We start from the raw sequence: 18,738 nt of genomic DNA, 5'->3' as shown, positions 1-18,738 counted from the left end.
CGCCCAAAAGCGCACCGTTTTTTATTGCCTGCTCAACTGGTGGCGCCGCGCAACTCCACTTCAAATACCAGCGGTGTGAACGGAGCGATCAAGTCGCCGGCACCGTCGGCGCCATAGGCCTGATCCGATGGAATCACCAGACGCCATTTCGCGCCCACCGGCATGTTCTGCAACGCAGTGCGCCACCCGGCAATCACACTGTCGAGATTGAACCATTGCGGCTGAGTGTTCTGATCGAACACGGTGCCGTCGGGCAATCGACCGACATACAGCACCTGCACTTTTCCATCGGGCCCGGCCTTGGTGCCGGTGCCAGGCGTCAGCTCGGTGAGCAGGATGCCGTCGGCCAGTTCCTTCACGCCTGGTTTGGCTTTTTCAGCGGTGAGAAAACGCTGTTCGTTTTCCATCGCCGCGTCGCTCGAAGGCTGTGCCGAGTGTTCGGCATTCTGCGATTCGTGATCGGCCAGAATCTGCTCGATCCGTGCCTCGCTCAGCGCCAGCGGCTTGCCTTGATAGGCTTGCTGCAAGCCGTCGACCAACGCTTGAATCTGCAATTGCGGGACTTCCTGGCGCAGTCGTTCACCGAGGCTGGCACCGAGGCTGTAGGCCAGATCGTGAGCATCATTCGCGGTGGTTTTTTCGTCCGCATGAGCGGCCGAAAAAATCATCCAGAGGGATAAAAAAAAGTAGCGCGACATGGGCACTCTCCGTCCTGAGATGCGGTGGATTATGCCAGCGCGAACGTCGCCAACGGTGAACTGCTTTTGACTTCGCGCAGAACATTTTCGATTCGGTGCAACGCAACGCAATCGATACTGTCAAGATGCCCTAGCGGCGGTAACTGCAGAGGTCTAGTATGAGCCGCACTCACGTCAGCCAGGAGGTAAACCATGTCGGCCACCAAGAAGCCTGTAAATACTCCGTTGCACTTACTCCAACAACTCTCGGGCAGTTTGCTCGAGCATCTGGAAAACGCTTGCTCTCAAGCTTTGGCTGATGCTGAAAAACTGCTCGCCAAACTGGAAAAGCAACGCGGCAAGGCGCAAGAAAAACTGCACAAGTCCCGCACCAAATTGCAGGACGCAGCTGCCGCCGGCAAAGCCAAGGCACAGACCAAAGCCAAAGGCGCCGTGAAAGAACTGGAAGACCTGCTCGATGCCTTGAAGGATCGTCAGTCCGACACTCGCAGCTACATTCTGCAACTCAAGCGCGATGCCCAGGAAAGCCTGAAACTGGCTCAGGGTGTTGGTCGCGTTCAAGAAGCCGTGGGCAAAGTATTGTCCACCCGCGCAGCCAAACCGGCAGCGGCACCGGCGAAGAAAGCCGCGGCCAAACCTGCTGCTGCAAAAGCTCCAGCGAAAACCGCAGCGGCCAAGCCTGCTGCAAAAGCTGCTGCTAAAACCGCTGCCAAGCCAGCTGCAAAAACACCGGTGAAAGCCGCTGCAAAACCAGCTGCCAAAGCGGCCGCAAAACCTGCAGCGAAGAAACCTGCTGCGGCGAGCGCTGCAAAACCAGCGGCTAAAACCACGGCGGCAAAACCTGCTGCGCGTACTGCCGCTGCCAAGCCGGCTACCCGTGCCGCCGCTGCTAAACCAGCCGCCAAACCAGCTGCAGCAAAAGCTGCTCCAGCGAAAACTGCCGCAGCTAAACCTGCTGCCAAAGCTGCCGCAAAACCTGCTGCTAAAACTGCTGCTGCAAAACCAGCTGCCAAGACTGCCGCTAAACCAGCTGCCGCCAAACCAGCTGCAAAAGCACCAGCAAAAGCACCAGCAAAAGCTGCTGCCAAGCCAGCCGTGAATGCCGCCGCCAAACCGGCAGCCAAGCCAGCCGCTAAACCGGCCGCTGCTGCCAAACCAGCGACTGCTGCTGCCAAGCCTGTTGCTGCAAAACCAGCCGCCAAGCCAGCTGCAAAACCAGCCGTTAAAAAGCCAGCCGCTGCCAAACCAGCTGCCGCTAAACCGGCTACCGCGCCTGCCGCTAAGCCTGCCGCACCGGCAGCGTCGGCTGCGCCATCGGCAGCTGCTCCAGCCGCGACTACCTCGACGCCATCGACTGCGCCATCGCCAGCCGCTGTGTCGAGCACCAGCAACAACCCAACCAGCGCTTCCTAAGTGTCGGTTGCCGCGACGCGCAGCACTTGCAGCGCGTCGCGGTTCGGGTTGGCCACCGTGCCGGCCAACTCTTCAAGCCAGGTTGTTGAACCAGCATCGTTTCGCGTCCACTCCTGCGCCACACCTTCAAGCCGTGACAGCAACGCTCGCTCAGCTTCCAGCTCCAGTGATTTGATCTGCTCGCGCATGCCTTTCAAAACCGCGTCATCCACCGCCCGCGCTTTCCATTGCATGCGCAGGGTTCGCAGCGGCTGCACCACCTCGATATCCCACTGTCCGGTCAGCGCCTGAAGCTGCCTTACGCGTTGTTCGTCGCAGGTTGCGCCACGTTGTTCCAGCCATAAGCAGCACAGCAGCAGGCAGACATTGGCGCCCGCCGTTTGCAGTTGCAGGCAGGCGTCTTCCACGCCCGGTCGGGCGTAGGTGGCAAGGGAAAAGCTCCACAGGTCAGAGGACATCGTGCTACTCGCGCCAGTTGTGAGCGAAGCTGGTAGACTCCGCCGCCATTATGATCCGACTTCAGAACCTGACTTTACAGCGTGGCCCGCAACGTCTGCTAGAAGACGCCGAGCTGACCCTGTACGCCGGCCACAAAGCCGGCCTCATCGGTGCCAACGGCGCCGGCAAATCGAGCCTGTTCGCCCTGATTCGGGGTGAGCTGCACCCCGACTCGGGTGATTGCTTCCTGCCGGCTGACTGGCGCATCGCCCACATGCGCCAGGAAATCGAGACGCTCGAGCGCCTTGCCGTCGACTATGTGCTCGATGGAGACCTGCGTCTACGCGAGGTGCAACGTGACCTCGCCGCCGCCGAAGCGGCGCACGACGGTGCCGCTCAGGCCCGTCTGCACTCGGAACTCGACAGCGCCGACGGTTACACCGCCGATGCGCGGGCGCGCAAGCTGCTCGCCGGTCTCGGCTTCACCAACGAGCAGATGGATCGTCAGGTCGGCGATTTCTCCGGTGGCTGGCGGATGCGTCTGAACCTGGCGCAGGCCTTGATGTGCCCGTCGGACCTGTTGTTGCTCGACGAACCGACCAACCACTTGGACCTCGACGCGATCATCTGGCTCGAAGAGTGGCTGAAAAGCTACCCGGGCACCTTGCTGCTGATTTCCCACGACCGCGATTTCCTCGACGAAGTCGTCGATCACGTCGCGCATGTCGATCAGCGCAAGATCACTTTGTATCGCGGCGGCTATACCGCGTTCGAACGTGCGCGTGCCGAGCGTCTGGCCCAGCAGCAACAGGCCTACGAGAAGCAGCAGGCGCAACGTGCGCACATGGAAAGCTACATCGCCCGCTTCAAGGCGCAAGCGACCAAGGCCCGTCAGGCGCAGAGCCGGATCAAGGCACTGGAGCGGATGGAAGAGCTGTCGGCGGCCCACGTCGATTCGCCGTTCGACTTCGTCTTCCGCGAATCGAGCAAGATCTCCAGCCCGCTGATCGACCTGTCCGATGCCAGCTTGGGTTACGGCGAAAAAACCATCCTGGAGAAGGTCAAGCTGCAACTGACCCCGGGTGCGCGGATCGGCCTGCTTGGCCCGAACGGCGCGGGTAAATCGACGCTGATCAAGAACCTCGCCGGCGAGCTGTCACCGATCGCCGGGCGCCTGACCCGTGGCGAGAACACCGTGGTCGGCTATTTCGCTCAACATCAACTCGATTCGCTGGATTCCAAGGCCAGCCCGTTGTTGCACATGCAGCGTCTGGCGCCGACCGAACGCGAGCAGACCCTGCGCGACTTCCTCGGCGGTTTCGACTTCCGTGGCGCGCGCATCGATGAGCCGGTACTGAATTTCTCCGGTGGCGAAAAGGCGCGTCTGGCCCTGGCGTTGATCGCCTGGGAACGCCCGAACCTGTTGCTGCTCGACGAACCGACCAACCACCTCGATCTGGAAATGCGCCTGGCGCTGACCATGGCGCTGCAGGAATTCAGTGGCGCGGTGCTGGTGGTGTCTCACGATCGGCATTTGCTCAAGAGCACCACCGACAATTTCTACCTGGTCGCTGACGGCAAGGTCGAAGAGTTCGATGGCGACCTCGAAGACTACGCGCGCTGGCTGGTGGAATACCGCCAGCGCAACGCGCCGGTCAGCAACACCCCGGTCAATCCGGACAAGACCGACAAGAAGGCTCAGCGTCAGGCTGCAGCTGCCTTGCGTCAGCAACTGGCCCCGCACAAGCGTGAAGCCGACAAGCTTGAAGCTGAGCTTGGCAAGCTTCACGAGAAACTCGCCAAGGTCGATGCCAGCCTCGGCGACAGCGACATCTACGAGCCGGCGCGCAAGAACGAACTGCGTGATCTGCTCGCCGAGCAGGCCAAACTGAAGGTTCGCGAAGGCGAGTTGGAAGAAGCGTGGATGGAAGCCCTCGAGGTGCTGGAAAGCATGCAGGCGGAGCTGGAGGCGCTGTCCTGATGGATGCGTTCAAGCTGCCGCTGCCGGCGGTGTGGGTCGAGCCGGTCTGGTTCACGGTGCAGATTCTGCTGATCCTGCTGGCCGGTTACCTCACCCAGCGCTTCGTCGCCAAAGGCCTGACAAGATTGGGTGAGCGCTATCCGTTCCCGCCGCAGTTGCTGATGCCGCTGCGTGGTGTGCTGCGCTGGCTGATCATGGGCAGTGCACTGATATTTGTGCTGGAACGTCTCGGTGTCTCGGCCACGGTGCTGTGGACGGCGCTGTCGGGGTTCGTCGCGGTGGCGGCGGTGGCGTTCTTTGCGATGTGGAGTGTGCTGTCGAATTTGCTCTGCGCGATTCTGATCTTCACGGTCGGGCCGTTTCGGCTGGGCGATATCGTTGAGCTGGTGGACACCACGGACAAGCCCGGCGTGAAGGGGCGAGTGGTGGCGATCAATCTGCTCTACACCACGTTGATCGAGGCTGAGGAATTGGGCACTGGCAGCGCGATGGTGCAGGTGCCGAACAGCTTGTTTTTCCAGCGCTCGGTGCGGCGTTGGCGCGGGACGGATGTGTTTCCTTCCAGCGGATTCGAGAAGTAGATTTTCCAAGCAAGATCAAAAGATCGCAGCCTTCGGCAGCTCCTACAGGGTGAACGTCAATCCCGTGTAGGAGCTGCCGCAGGCTGCGATCTTTTGCTTTTAGCCCCAATCCGCATTAGCTTGAGCGTCTGTCACGATTCAGATGCGAGGTGTGCGATGGAGCTTCAAACATGGCTGGCGTTTTTTGCCGCCTGCTGGGTGATCAGTCTGTCTCCGGGTGCTGGCGCCATTGCGTCGATGTCCAGCGGTCTGCAATACGGTTTTTGGCGCGGTTACTGGAACGCCCTCGGCCTGCAGATTGGCCTGGCGGTGCAAATCGCGATTGTCGGCGCCGGTGTTGGCGCGATCCTGACCGCTTCGGCAACGGCCTTCCACGCGATCAAATGGTTTGGTGTGGCTTACCTCGTGTACCTGGCCATCAAGCAATGGCGCGCGCTGCCCATGGACATGAGTGATGACGCGGCGGTGCGGCCGATCGGCAAGCCGCTGGCGCTAATATTCCGTGGCTTTCTGGTGAACATCAGCAACCCCAAAGCCTTGGTCTTCATGCTCGCGGTGCTGCCGCAGTTCATCAACCCGCATGCGCCGTTGCTGATTCAGTATGTAGTGATTGGCGTGACCATGGTCTGCGTCGACCTGATCGTGATGGCGGGCTACACCGGTCTCGCATCGAAGGTCTTGCGTCTGTTGCGCACACCGCAGCAGCAGAAGCGCATGAACCGCACGTTTGCCGGGCTGTTCATCGGTGCCGCGGCGTTTATGGCGACGTTGCGTAAAGCGGCGGTGTAAACAGCGCGGGCAGAAAAAAGGCGACCTTTGCCGGTCGCCTTTTTTGTGGCTGAAACGCGGAGCGTTCCGGGATGCATTCCGACGCGGTGCATGGGAAAGATCAGGGGCCAGTCATCAGCGCAAAATCACCGGCGCGGTATCACGCGGCAGATTGTTGCGCTGCGGTGCTTCGCGCGGCTGCTCGTAACCGCCGCCACCGAGCTGCATGCTCAGTTGCCCGGCCACGTCCTCACCCAGCGCCTTCGACACGTCACGCACCACCCGTGGGCGGTTCAGCGAGATTTTGATGTCGCGGTGGTTCACCAGTTTGGTGTCCTGCGCTTCGCCCATCGCGGTGAAGGCCGAGGTGATCTCGAAGGTCTTGGTGTTGATCAGGCTGAAGTCCGCCACCAGCGTCAGGCCCAGCACCGCCGAATAGCTGTCGGTGTTCGCCAGCTCGTTGATGTCCTGGGTGAAGTCGATGTCCGAAACAGTGCCGAACAGCACGTAGTCGGCGCCCTTGAAGTTACCGGCCTTGATGCGTTTGATCACGTCGTAGACGTCACCCTTGGACGACGCGGTGTACGGCGTGCCCTGCACCAGCTGGAACATGCCGGTACGCAGAATTTCACCCTTGATGTCGCCAGTGAATTTGCGCAGCTCGGTCTGTTCGATGTAGCTGGTCGTTGCTTCAATCTCGTTGTAGCTCGAAGAGCCACTGGAGCTGTAGTAACCCTCGCGATGATTGCTCTGGGCCGAAACGATGTGGATGTATTGCTCCACACGTTCCTGGTAAGCCAGATCCGTCACCGCGACTTTCGGGGCCGCTTGCACGCTGAACGCGCAAGCCAGGGCCATCATGCCAATCCATGCGCGCATCAATTAACGCTCCGTGGTTTTGCGGATCTCTTTTTCGTCCATCCACTCGGCCAGACCGCTTTCAACGTCGATCAGTTGCAGGCTGAATTTGTAGAAGACGTCCTTGTAGTCGCTGCTGCGCTTGACGATCGAGCTGATCGAACCTTCGATGCGGTACTTGGCGGCAACCATGTTGCCAGTCTTGGCCACGGTGCTTTTCTTGTACAGACCGCTCTGGTTTTGCAGCTTGAGCTGGTCAACCTGGCTTTGCATCGCGTTGTTGTCGCTGGCGAAGCGTGCCACACCGGTCTTCATCAGCTGGGTCTTGATGCTGGTGGTGATTTCGCGGGTGTCGATGTACTCGCTGGTCTTGTTCTTCACGTCGTAGACCTGAACCACCGGACGGCCCTGCAGGATGCCGGACTGAGCCAGCGAGCGGGTCATCGATTCGGCGATCATTTGCAGGTCGGTCGAACCGAATTCGTTGGTCACGGTTTCAACCGCTTTGGTGTCGCCGTAGCTGATGTTCTTGCTGCCCAGGGTCGGCGAAGTGTTGGCGCAACCGGAGGCCAGCAGGGCGATGACGGCGATGCAGGAAAAGCGTGCAAACATGGGAGTGCTCTCTAAAACAGGAATAGGGTGGCAGGCTTACGGCGTCTTGATTTCCAGACGGAAGTCCACGGCTTTCGGGGTCGGGGCAATCCCCTGAATGAAGCTGGTCTGGGCGCCGTACATCATTTGGCTTTTCCAGACTTCTTCTTCGGCAATCGGGAAGCCTTCCGCGCCGAGCCAGGCGAAGCGGTAGTAGAAAATCTTGTTGCTGTTGAGGGTGTTGCTCAACTGCACATTGACCGTCATGAAACCGTTTTCGCGAGCGACGCGCATGGCGCCGACGACGATGTGTTTCTGCGGACCCATGGCCACGACTTTGCTCGCGGCGCTGCCCGGCTCTGGCGGTGGCGGGGTGGCGCAGCCGCTCGCCAACAAGGCGAGGGCGGCGACGGCGATGAGTTTGAAGCGCATGCAAAGACTCCGTTCTTAAGGTTGTTTGAGGCTGGCGACGTTGGTCGCGCCGGCGCTCGGGATGACGTGTGCGGCGAGGCCACCGGCGAACACCTGGTTGCCCACGGCGCGCAGAGTGATCACTTGATAACGCTGATCGACAGTGACCTTGACCACTGAACCGCCGACGGCGCTTGGCAGGGTAACCTGATGCTCACCCTTTTTCAGACGCAGACGCACCACTTGGGTGTAATCCGGCAGGGTGCGCCACGTACGGGTATCGGCACCTTCGAGCACAGCTGAAGAGATACCGACTGCCAGACCGGCCAGCGGGTTGGTTTCGTTGATCTGCTTCTGCGCTACACCCTTGGTGATCGCCCGCACGGTGGTGCGCACGATGATTCCCGGCATATCGTCGCGCAGGGCGCGGCGGGACATCGCGGTGGTGCTGTTGAGCGCGGTCAGATCGACCTGCTGACCGTCGACACCGATCTGCGCGAAAGTCGCCGTGGAGGTGTCAGGCTTGATGATCGGGAACGACAACGGTGTGATCACCACGTTGTTGGAGATCGGCAATGGCAACGGCACGCGGATCGAGTCACGGGCTGGCGCCAGACCGCTTTGCACCACGATCAGGATGTCGCTGTCGGCGGATTTGCTCGGCTTGTCGAGGTTGACCAGCGCCTGCTCCAGCAGCGGCGTGTTCGGACGCAGTTCGGCAGCCTTGCGGTAGCCCGGTGCAGCCAGGCCTTTTTCGCCCAGGGCTTCATAGACGAAACCGGACAGGTAATGGCTGAACGCACTCTGGTAGCTGTTTTTCAGACCGACCACTTCCGGCGCGTCGAGACTGGCGACCGGATAGCCCTGCAGGTCTTTGTACTGCGTCTTGATGCCTTCTTTCTCGGCCTCTTCTTCGCTCTTGAGGTATTCCTTGTCACGCAACTCGGCGATCACCGCTTCACGTTCGTGAGTCTTCTTGATCGCGGTACGCGCACCGTCGAAGTCATTGACCGCCAGCAGGTTCAGGGCCATCTGCGTGGTCAGCATGACTTTTTCGTAGTCGTAGCCTTCGTAGCGACGCACTTTGTCGTTGACGATGAAGCTGCCGAACTGGGCCAGGTACTTCCCGGTGTCGAGCTTGACGGCGTCTTCCCACTGACCGACCACCCCATCGGCGCTGCTCCAGGCATTCTGGCTGCCGGAGAGGTCACCCTTGGCGCGCAGCAACTCACCTTTCTCGAAGTAATAGAGCAGGTCTTTGTCGGGGCCGGTGTTGTTCTTTTCCAGCAGGGTCAGCGCGGCGTCAACGTTGCCGTTGGCCAGTTGCTGGTTGGTCTGTGCCAGTTCGGAGTCGTAGTTGCGAAACGCCGAACAGCCGGACAGCAGAGTGACGGCGCTGAGCGCGATCAAGGTGGGGGCGCGGAATGCCATGGGGGTACTTCTTCCCTGGAGTAAAACAGCCGCGAATGCTGGTCGGGCTGGTGTGACCCATCGACAGTGGCGCTGGCCTCCTGCCAATTCCTCATAACCTGAGGAGCTTTAATGCCCGATCGCAATAACGCGGGCGCGGCATTATAAGCAGGCGGTGATGGCTATGTAATAGCTTTTTAATCGCACTTGTTAGTTTGGTGCCATTACTTATTTCAGGTTGGATACCACGCTCTTTGCCGGCGCCCCATCCGACTGAAATGCGCTGCCATTGGCAAACACCCGATCACCCAAGGCACGCAGGCCGATAACCTGGCGGTTCTGGTCGATACGGATTTTCAGTGGCGCAGCCCCGGACGCGTTAGGCAGGCTGATCAGGTGGTCACCTTTTTTCAGGCGCAGGCGCACGACCTGGGTGAGGTTGGGCAGGGTGCGCCAGGTGCGGGTGTCGGCCTGCTCGAAGCCATCCCAGTGCGTGACGTAGGAGGCTTTGCTCGGATCGCGTCGATTGTCCGTAGCCTGAACATCGGCCGCCAGAAATGCCCGATAGGTTGTGCGCTGGATAATGCCCGGCATGTCGTCACGCAGGGTGCGCAGGGACATGTCGGTAATGCTGTTGACCGCAATCAGCTTTTTCTGACGACCATCAATAGCCACTTGATTGAATGCCGGGGTCGAGGTGTCGGGAACCATCACAGGAAACGAAACATTGGCGACGATGACTTGCCCGTCCGCGAGCTTCACCGGGTAGGGCACGCGCACGGAGCTTCGGGCCGGCGCCAGGCCGCTCTGCACGATGATCAGCACATCGCTTTCGTCTGCCTTCAAGCCAGGGCTGTCGAGGTCGCGCAATGCCTGTTGGAAAAACGCCATGTCCGGGCGCAGTTCTATTGCCTGACGATAGCCGGGCGCTGCCAGATCTTTCTCGCCCAGCGCTTCGTAAGTGAAGCCGGCGAGATAGTGACTGAATGCACTTTGGTAACCGTTTTTAAGAGCAATCACCGCAGGCGATTCGAGCATTACCACGGGGTAACCCTGCAGATCCGTGTAATGCACGCGCGCGCCCTGGGCCTTGGCCGCTTCTTCGACACGCTCGTATTCCAGCTCCCGCTGGCGGGCTATAAGCGCTTCGCGCTCGTGGGTTTTCTTGATGTCGGCGCGAGCACCGTCAAAGTCATTCATGGCCAGTTGGTTGAGGGCCATTTGCGTGGTCAGCATGACTTTTTCGTAGTCGTAGCCATCGTAGCGGCGCAGCTTGTCATTGATGATGCTGCCCCAGTGATTGCCCATGGCGGCGAGCAACTTGTCGCCGGTGGTTTCAATGGTGTCCTGGCGCTCGATGATCATCTGCTCGGCGCTGCGCCAGGTTGTCTGGCTCTGCGCAAACTCGCCGCCGGCACTCAGTACAGTGCCCTTTTCGAAATAGTAGAGCAGGTCTTTTTCCGCAGCCGGGTTGTTCGCCTCGATCACGGACAGGGTGCTGTCGATGTTGCCGGACTTGAACTGATCGGTGGTCTGTTGCAGTTCCAGATCGTAATTGCGATACGCACCGCAGCCGCTCAGGTGCACAACGGCGGCGATCAACAGGGGCAAGTACAAGCGATGGCGCATGAAAGGGGTTCATCCTTGAGCGGGAAATGCGACAGGTCGCGCAGTATAGGGTGCAATAGTGGCTAAGTGATGTGGCATTTTTTGTAGGCCGATGGCTCGCGTCATGTGTGGCGCTACGTCGACAAAGCTTGAGGGAAACGCGTTCGAAGTGAACAATATGTAACTTCGCATTTCCATTTGAGAATCCTCCATGACTGCCTCGTCCCGTTTTCTGGCCTGGCTGGTGTTCCCGCTGTTTGCCCTGAGCAGCTTCAATCTGCTGGCTGATACCGTGGAAGGCGCACCGCAAGCGCTGCACCTGCTCGACTACATCAGCGCCGACTACCCGCCGACGGTAGCCGCAGGCAAGGTGGTCGATGACTCCGAATATCGCGAGCAACTGGAGTTCACCCAAGCGCTGCAAGGCTTGATCGCCGGCATGCCGGCCAAGCCTGAAAAAGCTGCGTTGGAGCAAGGTGTCAGCGCATTGAAAACAGCGATCACCGCGAAGCAGGACGGCGCCGAAGTGGCCCGTCAGGCGCGGCAACTGGGCGCGCAACTGGCGGTGGCGTATGAAGTCAGCCAGGCACCGATCATCACTCCGGATCCGACTCGCGGCGCACCGCTCTATGCGCAGAATTGCTCGGTGTGCCACGGTGACAGCGGCGCCGGTGACGGTCCGGCGGGACTCGGCATGACCCCGGCACCGGCCAATCTGCGTGATGCGGCGCGGTTGGATCACCTGAGCCTGTACGCGATCTACAACACCCTCGGCCAAGGCGTCGAAGGCACCGACATGCCGGCGTTTGCCGATCAGCTCGATGATCGCCAGCGTTGGGATCTGGCGACTTACATCGCCGGCTTCAGCGCCGATCCGGCGGCGGCCAAGTCGGAGAAGAGCTACAACATCGCCGATCTGGCGCGCCAGACCCCGGCCGAAGTGCAGGCTGCCGAAGGCCCGCAAGCGGCGGTGACGTTCCGTGCGCAACGCGCGCAGCCGCCGCAGGTCAAGCGTGGCCCGGCGCAGTTGCTCGACTACACCGCGGCAACCCTGGACAAGAGTCTTGCCGCGTACCGCGCCGGTGAACACGATCAGGCTTATGACCTGTCGGTAGCGGCGTATCTGGAAGGCTTCGAACTGGTCGAGAGTTCGCTGGATAACGTCGACGCCACTGTGCGCAAGGATACTGAAAAATCCTTGATGGCCTATCGGCAATCTTTGCAGGACGGCTTGCCCGTCGAGCAGGCCGAGCAGCGTCTCGACGCGGCCAAGGCGAAGTTGAAAGAGTCCGCCGGGTTGCTCGGCAGTGATGGCCTGAGCTGGTCGCTGAGCTACATCTCCGGACTGCTGATTCTGCTGCGCGAAGGTCTGGAAGCGATTCTGGTGCTGGCGGCGATCCTCGCGTTCCTGCGCAACACCGGCCAGCAATCGGCGGTGCGCAGCGTCAACGTCGGTTGGGGCCTCGCGCTGCTGGCGGGTTTGGGCACCTGGGCGCTGGCGGCGTATGTCATCGATGTCAGTGGTTCGCAGCGTGAACTGCTCGAAGGCGCGACGGCGCTGTTCGCCAGTGTCATGGTCTTGTGGCTGGGTGTGTGGATGCATGACCGTCGCCACGCAGCGGCCTGGCAGGATTACATCAAGAGCAGTCTGGTCGGTGGCGGCGGACGTTTCGGCTTCGCGATTCTGGCGTTCTTCTCGGTGTACCGCGAGTTGTTCGAAGTGATCCTGTTCTACGAAACCCTGTGGCTGCAGGCCGGCCCGGCCGGGCATGACGCCGTGCTCGCCGGCGGCGCGACCGCACTGGTGCTGCTGGTGGGGCTGGCGTGGGTGATTCTGCGCGGTTCGGCGAAACTGCCGCTGACGCTGTTCTTCAGCATCAACGCGGCGCTGCTGTGTGCGCTGTCGGTGGTGTTTGCCGGGCACGGTGTGAAGGCCTTGCAGGAAGCCGGGATCTTCGGCACGCGGCCGGTGGCGTTCTTTGAATTCGACTGGCTGGGAATTCATGCCGATGCGTATTCGTTGACGGCGCAGGCGGTGGCGATTCTGGCGATTGCTGTGTTGTATGGGCGCAGTTGGATGGCGGAGAAGCGGCGGGTAGTCGCCTGACAGCATTCGCTGCGCTCACATTCGCGAGCAGGCTCGCTCCCACAGGGACGGTGTGTATTCTGTGGGAGTGAGCCTGCTCGCGAATTGTTTTTGGAGGTTAGAAAAATGCGTGTATGGATCGATGCCGACGCCTGCCCACGGGCGGCGAAGGATCTGGTGGTGAAGTTTGCGCTCAAGCGCCAGTTCGAAGTGGTGCTGGTGGCCGGGCAGCCGCAGATCAAACCGGGGCTGGCCATCGTCAAGTTGATCGTGGTGCCGAGCGGCCCGGATGCGGCAGACGACTATCTGGTCGAGCACGCGGTGCCGGGTGAACTGGTGATTTGCAGCGATATCCCGCTGGCCGACCGGCTGGTGAAGAAGGGCGTCGCGGCGCTGGATCCGCGCGGTAAGGAGTTCGATGCGCAGAACATGGGCGAGCGCCTGGCCGTGCGCAACCTGTTCACCGATCTGCGCGAACAAGGCCAGATGAGCGGTGGACCTGCACCGTTTGGCGATCGCGAAAAACAGGCGTTTGCCAATGCGCTGGACCGGATCCTCACCCGACTGACGCGCAAACCTTAAGCCCTACACAAATCCCCTTGTAGGAGTGAGCCTGCTCGCGATAGCGGTCGGTCATTCAACAGATATGTGCCGCCTGATACACCGCCATCGCGAGCAGGCTCACTCCTACAGTAGACCGTGTCAGGCGTCGTTTTCGTGGGTCAGTTCGAGGACGCGGTCGACCAGTTTATTGATCCCCGACGCCGCTTCACTGATGTTCTGCGCCAGCATGTAAGCCGGGGTCGTCACCAGTTTGCGCGCCTTGTCTTCGATAATCTCCGTCACCGCACAGTCTTCGTGGGTGGCGCCCATCTTGTTCATTGCCGTGGCCGTGTCGGCGTCGTTGCCGATGGTGCAAGTTACGCCCGGGCCATAGATCTTCGCCGCCAATGCCGGGGAAATGCACATCAGGCCCACCGGTTTGCCCGCTTCGGCAAACGCCTCGGCCAGTGCCAGCACTTCCGGCTGCACGCTGCAGCCTGCGCCTTCGACAGCGAAGTTCGAGAGGTTCTTCGCCGCACCAAAACCCCCGGGCACGATCAGCGCATCGAAATCGTCGACGTCGGCTTCGCGGATGTCCTTGATGTTGCCACGGGCGATGCGTGCCGATTCCACCAGAACGTTGCGCGACTCGGGCATTTCTTCGCCGGTCAGGTGATTGATCACATGCAATTGCGCGATGTTCGGGGCGAAGCACTGCACCTGCGCGCCGCGTTGGTCGAGGCGCAGCAGGGTGATGACGCTTTCATGGATCTCGGCGCCGTCGTACACGCCACTGCCGGACAGGATCACTGCAACTTTTTTGCTCATGGGTTTCTCTCCAGATTCATGGCGCTAAATGTCCACTAAATTGTCGCGCGTTGCCATAGGCCCAAGTCGCGGCTGCACCTGCATGGAGCGCTTTCTACATGGATCGCAACAACGGCGGGGTGTTCATTATTTGCCAAGTCTGTTGCGTGATGACCGGGTGATTTTTGGCGTGAGAACGCGGCTGACGAACGGAAGTCCGCTAGCGCAGAGGGGGATAAATGACTGAAAGAGGCGGCCAGCCCGCGCTGTGCACAGGGCTGTATGCCAGTCGCCAGCGAGTTACTCGGCTGGCGTCTTCGGTTCGGCAGGTTTGGACACTTCAGCTTGATTCAGCAGTGCAGCTTTTGCGGCTTGCTCGTCGGCGTAGACCTGCCTGGCGAGACGGGCATTCTTGAAACGACGGCGCAGCCACAAGCCAACGCCCAGCACCAGAAATGCACCCAACACCCACAGCTCGTACTTCTTGATACTGCCGAGCATGCCTTCCAGCACCGCCCCGAAGTGGTAAGCCGCAGCGGCCAGCGCGGTCGCCCAGATCGCTGCACCGATACCGTTGAGCAGCAGATAACGCCCCGGCGGATAACCCGACAGACCGATCGCCACTGGCATCACTGTGCGCAAGCCATAGACGAAGCGGAAGCTCAGAACCCAGATGTCCGGATGCTTGCGAATGTGCTCCAGCGCGCGGTCGCCCATCATCTGCCAGCGCGGTTTGCGCGCGAGCAATTTGCGTCCGTGCTTGCGTCCCAGGAAATACCACAGCTGATCACCGGCATAGCTGCCGAAGAACGCCACGACCACCACCATATTGATGTCCATGTATCCACGGAACGCGAGGAAGCCCGCGAGCACCAGAATGGTTTCGCCTTCGAAAAACGTGCCGAGGAACAAGGCAAAGTAGCCAAAGTCATGCAGAAATTGTTGGAGCATTGTCTGGGTGCTGGCGAAATGAACGCGCAGCCTAACCCTTCGGACACATTCATGAAAGTGTCCAAATGTGTCTCGACGTGAACAATTCCTACACTGACAATGGAATGCGGCTACATGTCACGGGGCACACATAACTGTCATCTGTTCGTCATAATGGCCGTCTATAACTGTCACGCTCGCCCGTTTGCGCGGGCTCAGGAGTCCGCCGTGAGCTTTACCCCTGCCAATCGTCTGTTCCCTGCCACACGCCTGCGCCGCAATCGTCGTGATGATTTTTCGCGTCGGCTGGTGCGGGAAAATGTGCTGACGGTCGATGACCTGATCCTGCCGGTGTTCGTGCTCGACGGTGAAAACCGCCGCGAAGCCGTGGCCTCGATGCCCGGGGTAGAGCGGTTGACTATCGATCTGTTGCTCGAAGAGGCTGCGAAGTGGGTCGAACTGGGGATTCCGGCGCTGGCGCTGTTCCCGGTCACTCCACCTGAATTGAAATCCCTCGACGCCGCCGAAGCCTGGAACCCCAAAGGCATCGCCCAGCGCGCCACCCGCGCGCTGCGAGAGCGTTTCCCGGAGCTGGGGGTGATCACCGACGTTGCGCTTGATCCGTTCACCACCCACGGCCAGGACGGCATTCTCGACGAAGAAGGCTACGTACAGAACGACATCACCGTCGACGCGCTGGTCCGCCAGGCCTTGTCCCATGCCGAAGCTGGTGCGCAGGTCGTTGCGCCGTCGGACATGATGGACGGTCGCATTCAGGCGATCCGCGAAGCGCTGGAAATCGCCGGCCACGTCAATGTGCGGATCATGGCCTACTCGGCCAAGTACGCCAGCGCCTATTACGGCCCGTTTCGCGATGCGGTCGGCTCGGCATCGAACCTCGGCAAGGCCAACAAGGCCTCCTATCAGATGGACCCAGCCAACAGCGACGAAGCGCTGCACGAAGTCGGTGCGGACTTGTCTGAAGGCGCGGACATGGTCATGGTCAAACCGGGAATGCCATATCTGGACATTCTTTTCCGGGTAAAAGATGCCTTCAAAGTGCCGACCTTCGTCTATCAGGTTAGCGGCGAATACGCCATGCACATGGCGGCGATCCAGAATGGCTGGTTGAGCGAGGCGGTGATTCTCGAATCACTGACCGCCTTTAAACGTGCCGGCGCTGATGGCATCCTGACTTACTTTGCTGTCCGCGCCGCTCAATTGTTACGAGAGCAGAAATAGCCCTCCCAGGAACATTCAATGAATACCGAAGGACTCACGGAAGTTGCAGTAAAAGAAGCTCAACCGGTGGTCGAGCAAATCACCGAGACCCCGCCGGAACTGGAGCCTGCGCCACCCGCGCCAGTCACCGAACCTGTCGCGGCGGCGCCAGTGATTGCCATACCGGGCCTGGATGACAGCAGCCTGTACATCCACCGTGAGCTTTCGCAACTGCAATTCAATATCCGCGTGCTGGAACAGGCGCTGGACGAGTCCTATCCGTTGCTGGAACGCCTGAAGTTCTTGCTGATCTTCTCCAGCAACCTTGACGAATTCTTTGAAATTCGCGTCGCCGGCCTGAAGAAGCAGATTACCTTCGCCCGTGAACAGGCCGGTGCTGACGGCTTGCAGCCGCATCAAGCGCTGGCGCGGATCAGTGAGCTGGTGCATGGTCACGTCGATCGTCAGTACGCGATCCTCAACGACATTCTGTTGCCGGAGCTGGAAAAGCACCAAGTGCGCTTCATCCGTCGCCGCCACTGGACGGTCAAGATCAAAACCTGGGTGCGCCGCTACTTCCGTGACGAGATCGCACCGATCATCACCCCGATCGGCCTCGACCCGACGCACCCGTTCCCGTTGCTGGTGAACAAGAGCCTGAACTTCATCGTCGAGCTCGAAGGTATCGACGCCTTCGGTCGCGATTCCGGTCTGGCGATCATCCCGGCGCCGCGTCTGCTGCCACGGATCATCAAGGTGCCGGAAGAAGTCGGTGGCCCGGGCGACAACTATGTGTTTCTGTCGTCGATGATCCACGCCCACGCCGATGACCTGTTCCAGGGCATGAAGGTAAAAGGCTGCTACCAGTTCCGTCTGACCCGAAACGCCGACCTGGCGCTCGACTCCGAAGACGTCGAAGACCTGGCCCGCGCGCTGCGTGGCGAGTTGTTCTCGCGCCGCTACGGCGATGCGGTACGTCTGGAAGTCGCCGACACTTGCCCGAAACATCTTTCGGACTACCTGCTCAAGCAGTTCAATCTGAGCGAGAGCGAGCTGTATCAGGTCAACGGCCCGGTCAACCTGACGCGGCTGTTCAGCATCACCGGTCTGGACAGCCATCCGGAGCTGCAATACACGCCGTTCACCCCGCAGATCCCGAAACTGCTGCAGAACAGCGAAAACATCTTCAGCGTGGTCAGCAAGCAGGACATCCTCTTGCTGCACCCGTTCGAGTCGTTCACCCCGGTGGTCGACCTGCTGCGTCAAGCCGCCAAAGACCCGCACGTTCTCGCTGTGCGTCAGACCCTGTACCGCTCCGGCGCCAACTCCGAAATCGTCGATGCGCTGGTGGATGCCGCGCGTAACGGCAAGGAAGTCACGGCGGTCATCGAGCTGCGTGCGCGGTTCGACGAAGAGTCCAACCTGCAACTGGCCAGCCGTCTGCAAGCGGCCGGTGCGGTGGTGATCTACGGCGTGGTCGGCTTCAAGACCCACGCCAAGATGATGCTGATCCTGCGGCGTGAGGCCGGCGAAATCGTCCGTTACGCGCATCTCGGCACCGGTAACTACCACGCCGGCAACGCCAAGCTTTACACCGACTACAGCTTGCTGACCTCCGACGACGCCTTGTGCGAAGACGTCGGCAAACTGTTCAGCCAGTTGATCGGCATGGGTAAAACCCTGCGCATGAAGAAGCTGCTGCATGCGCCGTTCACCCTGAAGAAGGGCATGCTCGACATGATTGCCCGCGAGACCCAGTTCGCTGTTGAAGGCAAGCCGGCGCACATCATCGCCAAGTTCAACTCGCTGACCGATCCGAAGATCATCCGCGCGCTGTACAAGGCCAGCCAGTCCGGCGTGCGCATCGATCTGGTGGTGCGCGGCATGTGCTGTCTGCGTCCGGGGATTGCCGGGGTTTCGCACAATATCCATGTGCGCTCGATCATCGGCCGCTTCCTTGAGCACACGCGGGTGTTCTACTTCCTCAATGGCGGTGATGAGCAGATGTTCCTTTCCAGTGCCGACTGGATGGAGCGCAACCTCGACAAGCGTGTCGAGACTTGCTTCCCAGTCGAAGGCAAGAAACTGCTGACCCGGGTGAAGAAAGAGCTGGAGCTGTATCTGACTGATAACACTCATAGCTGGAGCTTGCAGTCGGATGGCCGTTACATCCGCAACACGCCGACCGGTAACCAGAACCCGAGGAGTGCGCAGGCGACGTTGCTGGAGCGGTTGGGTAGTCCGATATTGCCGGTTAGCAGCTAAAGCCTTGAAGGTCAAAAGCCCCTCACCCTAGCCCTCTCCCGAAGGGAGAGGGGACTGACCGGGTTGGATGGGCGAGTTACGCCGACCTGAACTACCGAGTCGAACTCAGGCCTTGAAGCCAACGGAGAT

The 18,738-nt window shown here is 60.4% G+C and carries 17 protein-coding genes; 8 read left to right on the top strand and 9 right to left on the bottom strand.

The genetic code is table 11. The features are described 5' to 3' along the window. Positions 1-32: 32 nt before the first annotated feature. Positions 33-698: an FKBP-type peptidyl-prolyl cis-trans isomerase gene (locus ACW9IR_RS12980; RefSeq protein ID WP_095119846.1), complete on the bottom strand. Its 666-nt coding sequence runs from the start codon at positions 696-698 to the stop codon at positions 33-35. A 192-nt stretch (positions 699-890) separates the two neighbouring features. On the opposite strand from ACW9IR_RS12980, the gene ACW9IR_RS12975 reads away from it, so the two are divergent. Continuing rightward, complete coding sequence (locus ACW9IR_RS12975; protein ID WP_457463535.1) at positions 891-2,111, top strand: AlgP family protein; 1,221 nt, start codon at positions 891-893, stop codon at positions 2,109-2,111. Here ACW9IR_RS12975 and ACW9IR_RS12970 read toward each other — a convergent pair. Continuing rightward, positions 2,108-2,569 carry a TIGR02444 family protein gene (locus ACW9IR_RS12970; RefSeq protein WP_457463533.1) on the bottom strand — a complete coding sequence of 154 codons (462 nt, stop codon included), beginning with the start codon at positions 2,567-2,569 and terminating at the stop codon, positions 2,108-2,110. The two genes, ACW9IR_RS12975 and ACW9IR_RS12970, sit on opposite strands and share 4 nt — an antisense overlap. A gap of 50 nt (positions 2,570-2,619) precedes the next feature. Here ACW9IR_RS12970 and ACW9IR_RS12965 point away from each other — a divergent pair, with 50 nt between their 5' ends. The 3 genes from ACW9IR_RS12965 to rhtB all read left to right on the top strand — a co-directional run bounded on the left by ACW9IR_RS12965 (position 2,620) and on the right by rhtB (position 5,900). Beyond that, positions 2,620-4,530, top strand: coding sequence for an ATP-binding cassette domain-containing protein (locus tag ACW9IR_RS12965; RefSeq protein ID WP_457463532.1), 1,911 nt, complete (start codon positions 2,620-2,622; stop codon positions 4,528-4,530). Continuing rightward, positions 4,530-5,111, top strand: coding sequence for a mechanosensitive ion channel family protein (locus tag ACW9IR_RS12960; RefSeq protein ID WP_102901420.1), 582 nt, complete (start codon positions 4,530-4,532; stop codon positions 5,109-5,111). Before ACW9IR_RS12965 ends, ACW9IR_RS12960 begins: the two co-directional genes overlap by 1 nt. A gap of 156 nt (positions 5,112-5,267) precedes the next feature. Beyond that, positions 5,268-5,900, top strand: a complete 633-nt coding sequence (rhtB, locus tag ACW9IR_RS12955) for a homoserine/homoserine lactone efflux protein (RefSeq protein ID WP_102901419.1) — start codon at positions 5,268-5,270, stop codon at positions 5,898-5,900. Positions 5,901-6,014: 114 nt separating this feature from the next. Here the strand turns inward: rhtB and ACW9IR_RS12950 are convergent, their stop codons facing one another. The 5 genes from ACW9IR_RS12950 to ACW9IR_RS12930 all read right to left on the bottom strand — a co-directional run bounded on the left by ACW9IR_RS12950 (position 6,015) and on the right by ACW9IR_RS12930 (position 10,778). Further along, a complete protein-coding gene (locus tag ACW9IR_RS12950) occupies positions 6,015-6,758 on the bottom strand; it encodes a penicillin-binding protein activator LpoB (RefSeq protein ID WP_102901418.1) in 744 nt (247 codons plus the stop codon). A gap of 3 nt (positions 6,759-6,761) precedes the next feature. Continuing rightward, complete coding sequence (gene lpoB / locus ACW9IR_RS12945) at positions 6,762-7,349, bottom strand: penicillin-binding protein activator LpoB (protein WP_016772610.1); 588 nt, start codon at positions 7,347-7,349, stop codon at positions 6,762-6,764. 36 nt (positions 7,350-7,385) lie between these two features. Next, complete coding sequence (locus ACW9IR_RS12940) at positions 7,386-7,760, bottom strand: YcfL family protein (RefSeq protein ID WP_007911131.1); 375 nt, start codon at positions 7,758-7,760, stop codon at positions 7,386-7,388. A gap of 15 nt (positions 7,761-7,775) precedes the next feature. Continuing rightward, complete coding sequence (locus ACW9IR_RS12935; protein ID WP_457463528.1) at positions 7,776-9,170, bottom strand: COG3014 family protein; 1,395 nt, start codon at positions 9,168-9,170, stop codon at positions 7,776-7,778. Between the two features lie 207 nt (positions 9,171-9,377). Continuing rightward, entirely contained in the window at positions 9,378-10,778 is a 1,401-nt protein-coding gene (locus tag ACW9IR_RS12930; protein WP_457463526.1) for a COG3014 family protein, read from the bottom strand. A gap of 190 nt (positions 10,779-10,968) precedes the next feature. Between ACW9IR_RS12930 and ACW9IR_RS12925 the strand changes: the two genes are divergently transcribed. Then, a complete protein-coding gene (locus tag ACW9IR_RS12925) occupies positions 10,969-12,864 on the top strand; it encodes an FTR1 family protein (RefSeq protein WP_457463524.1) in 1,896 nt (631 codons plus the stop codon). Between the two features lie 105 nt (positions 12,865-12,969). After that, complete coding sequence (locus tag ACW9IR_RS12920) at positions 12,970-13,425, top strand: YaiI/YqxD family protein (protein WP_007911138.1); 456 nt, start codon at positions 12,970-12,972, stop codon at positions 13,423-13,425. 120 nt (positions 13,426-13,545) lie between these two features. On the opposite strand, the gene elbB is transcribed toward ACW9IR_RS12920, so the two are convergent. Beyond that, on the bottom strand, positions 13,546-14,214 hold the full coding sequence (gene elbB / locus ACW9IR_RS12915) for an isoprenoid biosynthesis glyoxalase ElbB (protein ID WP_038359087.1): 669 nt from the start codon (positions 14,212-14,214) through the stop codon (positions 13,546-13,548). A gap of 279 nt (positions 14,215-14,493) precedes the next feature. Beyond that, positions 14,494-15,144, bottom strand: coding sequence for a DedA family protein (locus ACW9IR_RS12910; RefSeq protein WP_150730804.1), 651 nt, complete (start codon positions 15,142-15,144; stop codon positions 14,494-14,496). 207 nt (positions 15,145-15,351) lie between these two features. On the opposite strand from ACW9IR_RS12910, the gene hemB reads away from it, so the two are divergent. After that, positions 15,352-16,365 carry a porphobilinogen synthase gene (gene hemB / locus ACW9IR_RS12905; RefSeq protein WP_457463521.1) on the top strand — a complete coding sequence of 338 codons (1,014 nt, stop codon included), beginning with the start codon at positions 15,352-15,354 and terminating at the stop codon, positions 16,363-16,365. An 18-nt stretch (positions 16,366-16,383) separates the two neighbouring features. Beyond that, positions 16,384-18,609, top strand: a complete 2,226-nt coding sequence (gene ppk1 / locus ACW9IR_RS12900) for a polyphosphate kinase 1 (RefSeq protein WP_077574992.1) — start codon at positions 16,384-16,386, stop codon at positions 18,607-18,609. The last annotated feature ends 129 nt before the right edge of the window (positions 18,610-18,738 follow it).

This window comes from Pseudomonas sp. SDT291_1_S447, from assembly GCF_054070155.1.
Note: the sequence above shows the minus strand (reverse complement) of the source record. Positions and strands in the feature narration are given on the sequence as shown.

Excerpts from the sequence above, each read along its gene's own strand:
- ACW9IR_RS12925 (WP_457463524.1), top strand. The coding sequence starts at position 10,969 with ATGACTGCCTCGTCCCGTTTTCTGGCCTGGCTGGTGTTCCCGCTGTTT.
- ACW9IR_RS12960 (WP_102901420.1), top strand. The coding sequence starts at position 4,530 with ATGGATGCGTTCAAGCTGCCGCTGCCGGCGGTGTGGGTCGAGCCGGTC.
- ppk1 (WP_077574992.1), top strand. The coding sequence starts at position 16,384 with ATGAATACCGAAGGACTCACGGAAGTTGCAGTAAAAGAAGCTCAACCG.
- ACW9IR_RS12980 (WP_095119846.1), bottom strand. The coding sequence starts at position 698 with ATGTCGCGCTACTTTTTTTTATCCCTCTGGATGATTTTTTCGGCCGCT.
- lpoB (WP_016772610.1), bottom strand. The coding sequence starts at position 7,349 with ATGTTTGCACGCTTTTCCTGCATCGCCGTCATCGCCCTGCTGGCCTCC.
- elbB (WP_038359087.1), bottom strand. The coding sequence starts at position 14,214 with ATGAGCAAAAAAGTTGCAGTGATCCTGTCCGGCAGTGGCGTGTACGAC.
- ACW9IR_RS12965 (WP_457463532.1), top strand. The coding sequence starts at position 2,620 with ATGATCCGACTTCAGAACCTGACTTTACAGCGTGGCCCGCAACGTCTG.
- ACW9IR_RS12930 (WP_457463526.1), bottom strand. The coding sequence starts at position 10,778 with ATGCGCCATCGCTTGTACTTGCCCCTGTTGATCGCCGCCGTTGTGCAC.
- ACW9IR_RS12940 (WP_007911131.1), bottom strand. The coding sequence starts at position 7,760 with ATGCGCTTCAAACTCATCGCCGTCGCCGCCCTCGCCTTGTTGGCGAGC.
- ACW9IR_RS12935 (WP_457463528.1), bottom strand. The coding sequence starts at position 9,170 with ATGGCATTCCGCGCCCCCACCTTGATCGCGCTCAGCGCCGTCACTCTG.
- ACW9IR_RS12975 (WP_457463535.1), top strand. The coding sequence starts at position 891 with ATGTCGGCCACCAAGAAGCCTGTAAATACTCCGTTGCACTTACTCCAA.
- rhtB (WP_102901419.1), top strand. The coding sequence starts at position 5,268 with ATGGAGCTTCAAACATGGCTGGCGTTTTTTGCCGCCTGCTGGGTGATC.
- ACW9IR_RS12910 (WP_150730804.1), bottom strand. The coding sequence starts at position 15,144 with ATGCTCCAACAATTTCTGCATGACTTTGGCTACTTTGCCTTGTTCCTC.
- ACW9IR_RS12950 (WP_102901418.1), bottom strand. The coding sequence starts at position 6,758 with ATGCGCGCATGGATTGGCATGATGGCCCTGGCTTGCGCGTTCAGCGTG.
- ACW9IR_RS12970 (WP_457463533.1), bottom strand. The coding sequence starts at position 2,569 with ATGTCCTCTGACCTGTGGAGCTTTTCCCTTGCCACCTACGCCCGACCG.
- ACW9IR_RS12920 (WP_007911138.1), top strand. The coding sequence starts at position 12,970 with ATGCGTGTATGGATCGATGCCGACGCCTGCCCACGGGCGGCGAAGGAT.